This window comes from Aureimonas sp. AU40 (assembly GCF_001463785.1).
In the GTDB taxonomy this organism is placed as follows: Bacteria; Pseudomonadota; Alphaproteobacteria; order Rhizobiales; family Rhizobiaceae; genus Aureimonas.
In genome coordinates, this window is the sequence record NZ_BBWL01000030.1 from 33,080 (window position 1) to 44,975 (window position 11,896).

Genomic DNA, 11,896 nt, shown 5'->3' on the forward strand with positions numbered 1-11,896 from the left:
GACCTCGCCTGATCGCTTGCCGCATCTCTGGCCGGTTGCCTTCCGCCGGGCTTTAGGCTTCATCTGGCAAAGCGGAGCCCCCGACGGGAGCTTCGAGCGTTCGGAAAAGGACCACCCTCTCGTGAGTTTCGACAACGATCCCCCGGTGGACCCCGTAACCATGCGGCGCGAGATGCGCCGCTATCTCCACGCCCATTGGCGGGCCTTCAGCCTTCAGGGCCTGCTGATGGCGCTGGCGGGCGGCGCGGCGCTGCTGGCGCCGCTTCTGGCGACGCTCGTTTCCACCTTCTTCTTCGGCTGGATGCTGATCCTGCTCGGCTTTGCCGGCCTGATCGCCTGTTTTCGCATGCGCGGGGCGACGGGCTTCTGGAGCAATCTGGCCTTCACCGTGCTGACGCTGCTGCTCGGCGGCATCATCCTGTTCGACCCGTTCACCGGCGCGGTGACGCTGACCACAGCTCTGGCGGTCTATTTCCTGCTGGTTGGCCTCGCCACCTTCCCGCTCGCCATGGCCTTTCGCGAATCGACCGGCCGCTTCGTGCTTCTGGTCCTGTCGGCGCTGGTCAACGTCGCGCTGGCGCTCTTCCTGGTGATCGGCCTGCCGGGCACCGCCGTCTGGGCGGTCGGCACCTTTCTCGGCATCTCGCTCCTGATCTCAGGCGTCAGCCTTCTCTTGGCCGCGCTCGACGCGCGCAAGGGGCCGAAGGGCGGCGCCGGGCGCCGCTGACGGCCGACAGCCGCCAAGCCCGGCGGTCAGACGTGCTGGCCGCCATTGATGTGGATTTCGGCGCCGTTCACGTAGGACGCCTGTTCCGAGCAGAGGAAGTAGATGATGTCGGCGACTTCCGACGTCTTGCCGAGCCGGCGCATCGGGATCTGCTCGACGATCTTCTCCGTGCCCGGCGAGAGGATGGCCGTGTCGATCTCGCCCGGCGCGATGGCGTTGACGCGCACCCCATCCGGCCCGAAATCGGCCGCCATCTCGCGCGTCAGCGAGGCCAGTGCCGCCTTGGACGTGGCATAGGCCGTGCCGGCGAAGGGATGGACGCGGCTACCGACGATCGAGGTCACGTTGACGATCGAGCCCTTGGCGGTGGCAAGCTCGGCCCTCAGGCCCCGCGCCAGCATGATGGGCGCGAAGAAGTTCACCTGGAACACGTCGCGCCAGACATTCATCGGCGTCTGGATCGAATCGAGGCGCGAGCCCTTGTCGCCCTTGGGCGAGATCGCGGCATTGTTGACCAGCGCGTTGAGCTGGCCGCCGTTCTTCTGCAGCCGCTGGCGGATTTCCGACACCGCGAAGCCGACATCCTCGGGGTTGGCGAGGTCGACCTTGATGTGGTCCTCCGCCCCGGCCGGCCAGGGGCAATCCACCGCGAAATCCTGCCGCGAGCAGGTGATGACGCGCCAGCCCTCGCGCGAGAAGCGTTTCACGGTGGCATGGCCGATCCCGCGCGAAGCCCCGGTGAGGACGATCGTCTTGCGTGAATCGAGCGACGCGGCTTCGGACACGGGGAACCTCATCAAAAGAAGGGCGCCCGCGCGGGAGGTCGCGGGCCTGCGGCCGGTTGATTTCGCGCCGCGCTGCTCCTCCTTTAGCGCAAGGGCGAGGGGAAAGGAAAAGAATTTGCCATACTTCCTCTTACCTCATGATTTTGCTATGTTTTTCCGGCTCCAATGACCCCTCCTGTGTACCAACGCCGTGCCCTCGGAACAACCGGAACAAACGATGAACGAAACTCTTCCTCTTCCCTCGGGATCGGCCGGCGATCACCTCGGCATCCTCGCCCGCGTTGCCGCTGAAACAGGCGCACTCAAGCCGGCCGAGATCGTTTGGCAAGCGCTTCTGGAAGCGGTCGAGATCGTCCAGAAGCTTCCAGATCAGGAACGGCGCTGGCAGCAAGCCGGCCGTCATTCAAACTGGCGCGGCCCCTCCGGCACATCGTACGGCGATGCTCGACAAATGGAGCGTCACCGGACATTGGCCGGGCTGCTGGCGGGCGATCCGATCCAGCCAATCCGCACCGCTCGGAATTCTGAGGAAGCTCTCTTGTGCCTCGAATGGCTTCGCTGGCTTCATGGCCATCGGGAAGGCGATAGGCTTGAGAACGCAGTAACTCTCTTGCTTCGCGGCGACCACAAGCAGGAAGCTGCAATGGTCTTCAAGCCGAACCGGAAATACAGTCGTCAAACGACCTACGAAATTCGCACAATCGCGACCGGACTCGTTCTTGCCGGCCTGAGGGATCGATTCGGCATCACCTTCGATGCCACAGAGGAAATTCAAGCGGCCTGACGGTCCAAAATCCGCTTCACGCCCATGGCGGTCCACTCCCCGCCACGCGCCGTCTTGACGCCGCGTGCGGTCAAGGCGGCGGCGAGGTCCCGGAGCGTCGTGAGGCCGGTCGCCTGTAGCTGATGAATGACCGGCAGGACGTTGCCGGCAAACTTGTCCGCCGTGGCCGCGTTCGAAGCCGCGCCGGCCGCTTGAGCTTCTGCGAGGTTTGTCCGGTTGCCGAGCGTCGCGCCGGCCGCTTTCTTCGCCTGTAGCGCGGCGCGGGTCCGATGTGAGATCAGCGCCCGTTCCTTCTCTCCGAGCGCCGCATACAAATGCAAAAGGAACGGGTCTACGTCCGAGCCGAGTTCGGCAACGATGAAGGGAACGCGCTGTGCCATAAGACCGCTGACGAAATGAACGTCTCGCGAGAGCCGATCCAACTTCGCGACCAGAACCGGCCCCTTCACCTTGCGGGCAGCGGCCAACGCCGCCTTTAGCTTCGGCCGGCGGTCCAGAGCGTCAGCACCTTTGCCAGTCTCGACCTCATTCGCCCACTCGACAATCTCGAAACCTTCCTTTGCGGCGAAGGCGGCGATGGCGGCGCGTTGGGCATCCAAGCCGAGACCGGAACGGCCCTGAGTCTCGGTGGAGACACGGCAGTAGGCAATCGCGGGCTTGAGCATGGGAATCACCGTCAGTGGATGGTCTGTATCATCACTATACGGTCGTCTTGGTTTGATACAACCCCGTGGCACCGCGTTGCATCGAATAAATCTGCACCATCACGCCACGGTGACGGCTGGCCGGCTCCTGACATGAATAAGGGCGAGACTGTCGCCCCGCCCTTCCGACTAACGCCATGCTTAGATAGATCAGGCGGCGACCGGCTCGGGAACCTCTTCCAGAAGCCCTTCCTCCACCAGCGTGTCCAGCATCGCGAGCAGCGTCTCCCGGACCTCCTCAAAGACGGCCGCTGCCTTTGGATGGTTTGCCGAGTAGAGCGCGGCGACCAGCGCCTCGGTGGCCTTGACGATTTCGTTCATCTGTTTTTGTTCCGGGGCCAAGATCAGCCGACCGGATCAATAGCAGATCGTACCAATTCCAGCAACGATCTACTATGCAAAGACAGACTTCAACATGCTGTAGCTTCTAGTCCAAGAGTTACAGTCTCTTGTATTTCAGCACGATGAACGTTCAAGCATGTTGTAAGACCATCTTTCTATTGGAATGGTCCGTTTTTTTATTGGGGTTCCGGGCCTGATGCCAACCCCTTCCCATTGCAATTCCACAAAAGGGCCTTTTCGCCCCCCCCTACGTCAATCCGAATTCAGGAAAAACCAAAACAGTGTCAGAAAATATCGACGTAAAAGCGGTTTTATCCGCCCATGACGAAGCATCTCCTGTCATCAAGTCGCTAATCCGCCAAGTTCAGCGACTGGAAAAGCTTACCGCCAGGGCAAATGATCCGGCGAAGATGTACGGAAAGCTTACGGGCTCCGCTGCGATTGCCGGAAAGACCGCCCACGCGCATGAACGCCAAGCCGCCGCACTGCGCGCCGGCCTCAACTCCGAACGTGCTCGCCTCCAGATGGGGGGTGAACTTCGAAAGCGCCTGAGCTTCGAAAGCCGGATGGCTAGGCAGCGCCAGGGCGAGGAAAGAAGGTCCCGAAGAGAGGCGGAAACTGCCCTTCGAAATGAGCGCGTCGCGAAGACGAAGCTGGCTCGCCTGTCCATCCAAGAGGCGGCACGAGCGGAACGACGCCGGTACGCTGAGGTGCGGGCGCGGCTGAATTTCCAAAGCCGAATGTCGGCCCAGCGCGCCGCTGAGGTCCGAGCGGAGGAACGATCCACGACCCGCCGCGAGGCCGCACATCGCCGGCAGATTGGTCTGATTGAAAGAGAAAGCCGCGCTCGCGGTAGGGCCTTCGCCAGCACCGGCCGAACGGCGACCAGTGCCCTGCGAGATGCGGGAACCGGGGTCGCGGTCGGCGCAATCACTGGCGCGGCAGCTTCGGGGCTCGCCGGCCGGCGGATCGTCCAGAATGAAACCGAAACCGACGCGGCCGAGATTGACGCCCGTATCTACGCGGACCTTGATCGCAAGGGCGCTCGCGAGCTTCGCGATAGTTGGGCGAGCAAGGTCGGCGTCGATCTCGGTGCCTCGACCGCGACCATGCTTGCCACCTATGTCGACTCGATCAAGGCTGGCATTCCGGTCAATGACGCGAAGTCTTTCTCCGAATTGAGCCTCAAGCTCTCCGAAGCCTATGGCGTATCGGTGGAAGACGCCAATCAGGTCATGGGACTCGTCAAGAATTTGCAGACCGGAGACGGCTCGCAATTTTCGATGAATAATATGAATAGTTGGGCGAACACGCTCCACGCCCTCGCTCGGCAGCAAAATACTACCCCTCAACAGCTTTTGGAGTTTACTCGCCAAGGTGCGGGCGGTGCGGCGGTGCTCGGCATGTCACAAGAGTCGGCGCTGGCGTTCGGCTCGGCCTCGACCTCGGCCGGCAACCGTCCCGGCGAATCCGGCCGGCTTTTGGACTATATCGCGTCTCGGACTGCCGGCATGTCGCGCCAGACACAGCAGCAAGGCCTCGAAGGCGACCGCGCCCGAAAGCTGATGCGCGTCCTGGGCTATGGCAGCGCGGCCAACATGGAGAAGATCAGAAAGAATTCGCCTGATGATTTTGTCTTCGACATGCTGGAACGTCTGGGCAAGATCAAGAACGAAGTCCAGCGCAATGAAGCGATGCTGTCGCTCTTCGGCCGCGAGTGGATGGGCGAAGGCGGACGACTTGTAAAAAAGATCGGAGTTGTTCGCGAGGCGCGTCAAATCCAGAAGGACGCCGCCAACGTTGACGAAATCGGCAACCTCTGGGCCGAACACACGAAGAAGATCGGCTTCGCGCTGAAACAGGCGAGCGCCGCCCTTGGCGTTCTACTGGGCGAGGCGGGCAAGACGCTCGGCCCTATGGTAGCAACGGCAGCACGATACTTTACGGGCTGGGCCGCAAAGAACCGGAAACAACTGCAAATCAACTTTTGGGCCGGCGTGAAGGGGCTTGTCGAGGGTCTTCTCGGCCGTGAGGGCAGCTTCTCGGACCTTTTGGACGCCGCCTTTGGCAAGTCGGGCCTAACCAGCGACCCCGATAAATTCTATAGGTTTTTCAAGGGGTTCGGTGACGGGCTCCGGGAATTCTGGTCGGTCCTGAAGTGGATCGGCGCGGCGGTTTGGGGGTTCGTAACGGGCCTCGGCAAACTCGCGGGCGTGGACATGTCGGATGCCGAGAACATCGGCAAGGCTGCGGCAGAATTGCTGGGCGTGGCCGTCGCGGCAAAGGCCGTCGAGCGGCCAATTTCCATCGTGAAGGATGCCCTGGTTGGCATCGCCGCCGCCGTCTACGCGGGAGCGACTGGTCTTCGAGCGCTCGGCGCTCTCGGGACGGCCGGCGCGGCGGCTGGGGCGGCTGGGGCGGTCTCGCTTCCGATTTTGCTCGGGGTTGCAGTGGTCGGCGGCGCTCTGGCGGTCGCAATCATGAACTGGGATGCGATACGGGATGGTGCCAACGGCGGTATCCGTAGCTTGGGCGACTGGGAGCGCCAAAAGCTCGGCCGGTTCGGAGATTGGCTAGGTCTGGGCTCGGCGGCACCAGCTGCACCGGCGGGCGTTGCGCCCATGTCCTCGACGGGAGCGGATAGAATCACGGGCGCGGCGCTCGGCCGAAACATTGCCGCTGGTCCGCTAGATCAGGCGGGCTTGCTGGGCGCGATCCAGAAGGCAGAGGGCACGGCGGGCGGCAATCCCTACAACGCCGTTTTGGGGAACGGGCGGTACGGTATGCCGTCCAAGCCCTTGACATCAATGACGCTCGACGAGGTTCAGCAATTCGGCAACGAGGTCCGCCGCAAGCACGGTAAGTCGAGCGCCTTGGGCGCGTACCAAGTGGTGAACGTGACGCGCCGCGAAGCCGCCAAGGCGCTGGGAATGGACCCTAAGACAACCCTTTACGATCAGGCGACGCAAGACAAAATCGCGTTGTGGGTTCACCAGAAGCAAGGATTGGGCGCTTGGAAGGGCTTCGAAAAAAACCCGGACGCGCTGGCCGCTGCGAGAGCGGCTGAAGGTCCAACGGCAAACCCTGCCAGCCTGACGGGCGCGGCGGCGGCTGTTGACCAGATGGCGAGGTTCGAGGGCTTGACCGAGCGCGGCGCGGGTCGTGGCACGTTAAACACGTTCATGGCCAAGAACGCGAAGCAGATCGACGCCGCCAGGACGGCATGGTGTGCGAATTTCGTGAATGCCTCGCTCGCCTCGGTCGGACTCAAGGGCACGAACAACATGACGGCCTCGTTATTCCGAAGCTGGGGCGTCGGCGTCTCGCCCGTGGACGTTGCGAAAGGCGACGTTTTGGTAGAGCACCGAAACGTTCAGCCCGGTTCACCCGGCGCTCATGTCGGCATGGCCACGGGCAACACCCGTCAGGGAAAGCGCGGCCTCGAAGTCGAAATGATCAGCGGCAACTCTGGTCGCGCTGGGGCCGTGGAACGGACGTGGGAGAAAGCGTCCAAACTCGACATTCGCCGCGCCGCTGGGCAGGTTCCCGCGCCGACTGCACAGTCCCTCGCGGCCACGGTCCCGGGTCCCTCTACGGCTAACCCTGTCTCCTACAGGGGCGACGGCGGCATGGGTGGCGGTGGCGGTCTAACCGTGACGAATCACATCGTGCTGCAAGGTTCGGACCTCAAGCCGAACGACGTGGCGCGGGCTGTCGAGGAGAGCATGTCCCGCCGTCAGCGCTTTGTGACCGATGACACAGAATACGATGTCTGACGGCTAGACAACGACAAACAGCCCGGGGATTGACTCCGGGCTGAGAACATATCAGAAACGGCTCTCTCTTGAGAGTCGCTTTCGTCCCGCCGGTCAGCCTCCTTTAAAAACCAGCCGGCGGGACAGAATGCGGTAACCCAGCCACCACTACGAAGCAGGATTGCCATGACAGATAACGCACCCCGGACTCGGGATCAAGCCGCGAATTACAGAGATACGGCGGAAATTACAGGACATTGTAATCGGCACCCCGACATGGGGGACAAGGTCGCCTTCTGCCTGTGGCACAGCGAGCACACGAAAATGGGAGCGACGGCGCATCGCGCGTTGTTTGTCATGGCGCTCGGCCATCACAACTCCAAGACCGGCGCGCTTTTTCCGTCCCACAAGACGCTCGCCCGAGAACTAGGCGTTAAGCGCAACGCCGCGCTCAAGGCGATCCACGAACTGGAATCCAACGGCATTCTCAAGGCAACGGCCTGCTACACGCAGAGCGCCGGTCGCACCTCTTCCTCGTACGAGTTTGTCGGTTTGGACTCGTGCCCAGGCGTCATCAAGGCCCGCGAGGACCGGCAGCGGCACGACGGCGAAGCTATCGCTCAGCGCCGTTCCACGGGGCGTTCGAACCTGCGTTTGGTGACCTCAGAAGCGGCTAACCCTGTATCCGAAAAGGGGCACCCCTGTATCGTTCCGAATACAGGGGGCTGTATCGATCGGGATACAGGGGGCTGTATCGAAACGAATACACGAACATTGGAAGGTAAAACGCTGGAAGTCGGAACTCTGGAAGGGAAAGGAGAAAAAGCCGTCCCGCCTTTTTCTTCGCGCTCGGGCGCGGAAGAAATGGGGAATGATTCTTCTTCGAAGAAAACCGGCCTCCCCGATGGATTGAGGTACAACCCCACCCGGTGGTCGGAGTTCTGTGAACGGTGGGGACCGATTTATGTGCGCATTGCCAACGATGCCGGTATCTCGGACAAGGCCGCGATCAATGCCAGTCATGCTCGTTTCGTGGACTACCACGACAAGAGGGATACCCAGTCAGGGGACTGGGAGGCTTCCATCCGTTCGTGGATCGAACGAGGCCTGACGATGCAGAGGGACCATGCCTTTCGGCCGGCCGCGTCCTCTTCCAGTCATCCGCTCCCCGTGGAGATCATGGACGCTGGGCACGAAAACCATAAGGCTGCGGTGGAGCGGCTGAGTGGCCTCGCCTCTGGCTGGGGTATGAAACCAGTCTCCATGTCCGACACGCTTCGACGTTTCGTTTCCTTCGCCGGCTTGCCTTCGAATAAGGGACTGGGTTTGGACGATGCCTGGAAGTCGCATCTGGAACGCGAAAAGCGGGAAGGCAACTGCCAGAAAACGATGGCCGAGCGACGGCGTTGTGCAATCTGAGGATTGAGATGATGGGGCTGGAAGTCTGTCCAGCCCCTCCCGCTCTTCCTTAAAAAGAAACAATTCCCCCCTTTTCCTTTTTTCTTCTCATGATGCATCCCAAGCAAACCCTTGTTCGTCAGGCTCTACAGCCAGTCCAGATAATCCGGTTATAATTCCCTCCAATTCCCGGATATTGCGTTTCATTGGATTCTACTGGGGTATTGACGGTGGCACGCGCGTCAACCATATCTCAAACTACATTCAACGCAATGCAACCATTCAATAGGACGCCTCTCATGACCCGTGAAATTCTGGAACATCACTACAAGCGATTGGTCGTTTTCCTCCCGAATGAGGTGAAGGCAAAGGTTCTTCGCGAAGCCAATGCTTCGGGACTTCAGACTTCTACGTACCTTCGACTTCTCGTTACCGCCGCGATGGACGGTATCGATAAGGAAGCCGCGTGATGTTGGGGAAATCACGCGGCGCAATGTTGGCGCCGATGGCGAGCAGGGCGCTTGGCGTTCGCCTCACTGAGGCCGGCGAGACAGAACTCGCAATGGCTGCGGATGCCGCCCTCGAAGCTGGCCTCTCGCTGGACCTTCTCTGGTGCCAGCGCCAGATGGAAGGCAATCCGAACTGGCTTGCCAGTGGCCGGCCGAAATTGCCGGGATCGATCGCAGTGAAGATCGCGGCCGACAAGTCTCGCCGTCGCCGCCGGAGGGTGGCCGCTTGAAGCGCCCGGATCGCACAATCAGCGTGGTAGTCACCGCCGATCAGTTCGCCAGCATTGATATGGCGGCTGCCCGTTTCGCAGTCTCACCGGCCGAACTTCTTCGCCGGATCGCCGCACAAACCGCCGAACTTTCTGACGCTTTACATCTTCACGGAATGAACGCCCATGCCTATGCCAATGCCAACTAATTCTGACGCGGTTGTGCGCGACCTCGAAAAGGTCACGGGGGCATCCCTGACTCCTACTGGCCGGGAGGCTGTTGCATCCCTCCTCGCGTCGGCCGGCCGGTTCGAGGTCGGAAAGCCGGTGAAAGCCCTTGGCGAAGACGGCGCTGAAATCGACGTGGAAGCTTGGTTTCGCGCGACTTTGACACGCTTCCCTGCTTTTATCGACACCAAAGCCAACGAAAAGTCGCCCTCTGCGCCGGCCGGAAATCGCACCCAACAGGCCATAGCGAAGGTCGCCGCCTCGCGTTCGAGTGAAGGGCGCATCGCCATCGCGAAGGAAGCCGCTCAGGCTGGGAATCCATGGCGTCAGGGGCCGACTTTCAATCGTACTAAACAGGGCCTGATTACCAACTTCGATTCGAACCTTGCGGCGAAGCTTAGATTGGAGGCCGGCGCGTGAGCATGAGCAACGTCGCGATCCCCGAGACTGCCGAGAACGTTGACGTTATCGCCCTGGCTGAATTCGGAGACGCAGAGAATGTTCGCCACCGCGATCTCGCTCGCGACCTCCTGCGGGGGTATGGTCGCGACCGCGCCAAGTTGCTAACCCAAGGTCTTCTGGCCGGTCTGGTCTCAGAGGCCGAGGAGCGTGAAGCCCAGCGCCTTGCCGAGGTCCGGGCGGCGACCGAGCGGTCTGTTGCCTTTCGCGAGAAAATTGATAGCGAGCGCGCCGCCCGCTATGATCCGCCTTCCGGCTTTCGCGACATTCTTTTCCGAACCTTCGACGGCCAGCCTCTTAAGCTCCGCGTTCCGATCGATTGGATCATTCCCGTCTGATAGGCTCTGAGATGCTCAGAATGGGCCGTGGAGGCGTTTCTGTCGTTTTTGGCTACCCAACTAGCCCTGAACGTCAGGAAGCGCCTCCATGGCCTGTTTTTTCAATCTTCGGGGGATGGGGCGGGGACGGGAACGATAGGTTTTATCTTCGCCAATTCTCGCCACAGCCCCGGCAGGGCCACGTCCCCTCCCCCATACCCGTCCTCGCTACCGCCAGAAGCTCGGCCCATGACCGCCAACCGCACCCTGGTCGAAGCTCCGATCTCGGTCAGGAAATCAGTCATAAGATGTCGAAAACTGTGGGAAGCTCGCAGTTCAGGACGCTCATTCAGACGGTTCTCAGATAGCCAAGAACCAATAGTATCATTGTCCTTTCCGCGAAATATGGGCCTCCCTCGCTCGCTTCGGTCCACAAGCGCAAGCAACCCTTCAGCAATCAGGGCCGGATGAACGGGAACCGTTCGCGCCGAATACTGCGTCTTGACGGTACGAAACTCATTTGTTTCGATGCGAAAGAACCATTTGCCTTCGATCTTCCGAAAGTCCTCCGGCCGAAGAAACTGCAACTCGGAAATTCTTGCGCCCGTGTAGGCAGCGAAGAATACAAGCAGGTGAATGCGAGGTTCCGGATGCTGGCGTGCGGCCAAGAGGATCGCCCGAGCTTCCTCAATGCGAAACGATCTCTCGGCCGGCGGGACTTTCTCGTATCTAGGCAACTCGACATATCGGAACGGATTCTCCGCTGGGAACAACGAATACTTCTGTTTTCGGCCCCAGTTGCAGACGGTAGAAACGTCGGTCACATAATCGCCTATGGTCTTGTTTCCGAGCTTGGGGTTCTCCTGAAGATTCACGATCCATGACGACACTTCAGCATGTGTAACGGTGGTCGCATCGTCGGAGCCGCGAAACTTAGCGAAAAGGGAAGTCTCTCGCCGGAATTTCGCGATGGTCTTGGGATGCGCACCCTTGGCGTCGCGGCCGGCAGAAAGGATTCTCACTCGCTCGTCAATGATGTCTGCGAACGACAAGGCGGCGGATTTCGGAGGCTTGACTTCGATTTCGGTCGGAAAGCTCCGAAGATTATAGTCCCGCAATGCCATCGCTTCGGCGTCCCGCAGAAACTTGGCAAATGCAATCGAAACCTCTTCGAGGACGGCGAGGCGGCTATCCTCATGGATTTCCAGCCCGCGCGCCTCTAGCTCGTCGTTGAGGTACGATCCGACAAGAATTTCTGCCATGTGGACGCGCGTTGATGGATCGTCGCCGGCCGTGGCCTTCACAAAGATATCAGCCATGCCGCGCCACCTCGTGGCATCGCCCGGATTGTCCTCATGGGCAGAGATCAGACTCTTGTAGATCGAACCGGCGATTGCGAGGAATTGGCGAAAATTGAGCGTGACGGGACCGTCCCTCAAAGACCCGTAGAACGTGGAAAGCGTGTCGAGGACCGACGCGAAGCGCACCTTTGCGATTGCCGGATCGCGCGTCTGAAGGCTTACCTTGGCGATATCCCTAAGGACGATGTTTCGCCTTACGGGGCCAACGGGCACGCAAACAGTTCGACCGGCAGCTTTTGCGACCACGTCTCTTGGAATTCGAACCCGGAACCACAGAATCCCGGTGCTAGGATGTTTCCACGGTGAAGGCATGGCGAC

The 11,896-nt window shown here is 60.8% G+C and carries 13 protein-coding genes; 9 read left to right on the forward strand and 4 right to left on the reverse strand.

Annotated elements, in window-relative coordinates; genetic code table 11:
- The first annotated feature begins 121 nt into the window (after window positions 1-121).
- Window positions 122-727, forward strand: coding sequence for an HdeD family acid-resistance protein (locus AUL32_RS10030; RefSeq protein WP_061972715.1), 606 nt, complete (start codon window positions 122-124; stop codon window positions 725-727).
- A gap of 26 nt (window positions 728-753) precedes the next feature.
- On the opposite strand, the gene AUL32_RS10035 is transcribed toward AUL32_RS10030, so the two are convergent.
- Entirely contained in the window at window positions 754-1,512 is a 759-nt protein-coding gene (locus AUL32_RS10035) for an SDR family NAD(P)-dependent oxidoreductase (protein WP_244497777.1), read from the reverse strand.
- 217 nt (window positions 1,513-1,729) lie between these two features.
- Between AUL32_RS10035 and AUL32_RS25175 the strand changes: the two genes are divergently transcribed.
- Window positions 1,730-2,296: a hypothetical protein gene (locus tag AUL32_RS25175; protein WP_156421411.1), complete on the forward strand. Its 567-nt coding sequence runs from the start codon at window positions 1,730-1,732 to the stop codon at window positions 2,294-2,296.
- On the opposite strand, the gene AUL32_RS10050 is transcribed toward AUL32_RS25175, so the two are convergent.
- Complete coding sequence (locus AUL32_RS10050; protein WP_062114365.1) at window positions 2,284-2,961, reverse strand: recombinase family protein; 678 nt, start codon at window positions 2,959-2,961, stop codon at window positions 2,284-2,286. The genes AUL32_RS25175 and AUL32_RS10050 overlap by 13 nt on opposite strands.
- A gap of 189 nt (window positions 2,962-3,150) precedes the next feature.
- The gene (locus tag AUL32_RS25180; RefSeq protein ID WP_156421412.1) at window positions 3,151-3,321 is read right to left on the reverse strand and encodes a hypothetical protein; all 171 of its coding nucleotides are present in this window, start codon (window positions 3,319-3,321) and stop codon (window positions 3,151-3,153) included.
- A gap of 302 nt (window positions 3,322-3,623) precedes the next feature.
- On the opposite strand from AUL32_RS25180, the gene AUL32_RS10055 reads away from it, so the two are divergent.
- The 7 genes from AUL32_RS10055 (at window position 3,624) to AUL32_RS10075 (ending at window position 10,238) form a co-directional block, all read left to right on the forward strand.
- Window positions 3,624-7,118, forward strand: coding sequence for a phage tail tape measure protein (locus tag AUL32_RS10055; RefSeq protein ID WP_156421413.1), 3,495 nt, complete (start codon window positions 3,624-3,626; stop codon window positions 7,116-7,118).
- 255 nt (window positions 7,119-7,373) lie between these two features.
- Window positions 7,374-8,516 (forward strand): helix-turn-helix domain-containing protein, encoded by a 1,143-nt coding sequence (locus AUL32_RS10060; RefSeq protein ID WP_062114371.1) that lies wholly within the window; start codon window positions 7,374-7,376, stop codon window positions 8,514-8,516.
- Window positions 8,517-8,794: 278 nt separating this feature from the next.
- Window positions 8,795-8,965, forward strand: coding sequence for a hypothetical protein (locus tag AUL32_RS25185; RefSeq protein WP_156421414.1), 171 nt, complete (start codon window positions 8,795-8,797; stop codon window positions 8,963-8,965).
- 92 nt (window positions 8,966-9,057) lie between these two features.
- Window positions 9,058-9,234: a hypothetical protein gene (locus tag AUL32_RS10065; RefSeq protein ID WP_156421415.1), complete on the forward strand. Its 177-nt coding sequence runs from the start codon at window positions 9,058-9,060 to the stop codon at window positions 9,232-9,234.
- Window positions 9,231-9,422 (forward strand): hypothetical protein, encoded by a 192-nt coding sequence (locus AUL32_RS25190; protein ID WP_156421416.1) that lies wholly within the window; start codon window positions 9,231-9,233, stop codon window positions 9,420-9,422. Before AUL32_RS10065 ends, AUL32_RS25190 begins: the two co-directional genes overlap by 4 nt.
- A 13-nt stretch (window positions 9,423-9,435) precedes the next feature.
- Complete coding sequence (locus AUL32_RS10070; protein ID WP_156421417.1) at window positions 9,436-9,861, forward strand: hypothetical protein; 426 nt, start codon at window positions 9,436-9,438, stop codon at window positions 9,859-9,861.
- A complete protein-coding gene (locus AUL32_RS10075) occupies window positions 9,858-10,238 on the forward strand; it encodes a hypothetical protein (RefSeq protein WP_156421418.1) in 381 nt (126 codons plus the stop codon). Before AUL32_RS10070 ends, AUL32_RS10075 begins: the two co-directional genes overlap by 4 nt.
- A 101-nt stretch (window positions 10,239-10,339) precedes the next feature.
- On the opposite strand, the gene AUL32_RS10080 is transcribed toward AUL32_RS10075, so the two are convergent.
- Window positions 10,340-11,791 carry a hypothetical protein gene (locus tag AUL32_RS10080; protein ID WP_062114384.1) on the reverse strand — a complete coding sequence of 484 codons (1,452 nt, stop codon included), beginning with the start codon at window positions 11,789-11,791 and terminating at the stop codon, window positions 10,340-10,342.
- Window positions 11,792-11,896 lie beyond the last annotated feature (105 nt).

Excerpts from the sequence above, each read along its gene's own strand:
- AUL32_RS10050 (WP_062114365.1), bottom strand. The coding sequence starts at position 2,961 with ATGCTCAAGCCCGCGATTGCCTACTGCCGTGTCTCCACCGAGACTCAG.
- AUL32_RS25185 (WP_156421414.1), top strand. The coding sequence starts at position 8,795 with ATGACCCGTGAAATTCTGGAACATCACTACAAGCGATTGGTCGTTTTC.
- AUL32_RS10060 (WP_062114371.1), top strand. The coding sequence starts at position 7,374 with ATGGGGGACAAGGTCGCCTTCTGCCTGTGGCACAGCGAGCACACGAAA.
- AUL32_RS25175 (WP_156421411.1), top strand. The coding sequence starts at position 1,730 with ATGAACGAAACTCTTCCTCTTCCCTCGGGATCGGCCGGCGATCACCTC.
- AUL32_RS10065 (WP_156421415.1), top strand. The coding sequence starts at position 9,058 with ATGGCTGCGGATGCCGCCCTCGAAGCTGGCCTCTCGCTGGACCTTCTC.
- AUL32_RS25180 (WP_156421412.1), bottom strand. The coding sequence starts at position 3,321 with ATGAACGAAATCGTCAAGGCCACCGAGGCGCTGGTCGCCGCGCTCTAC.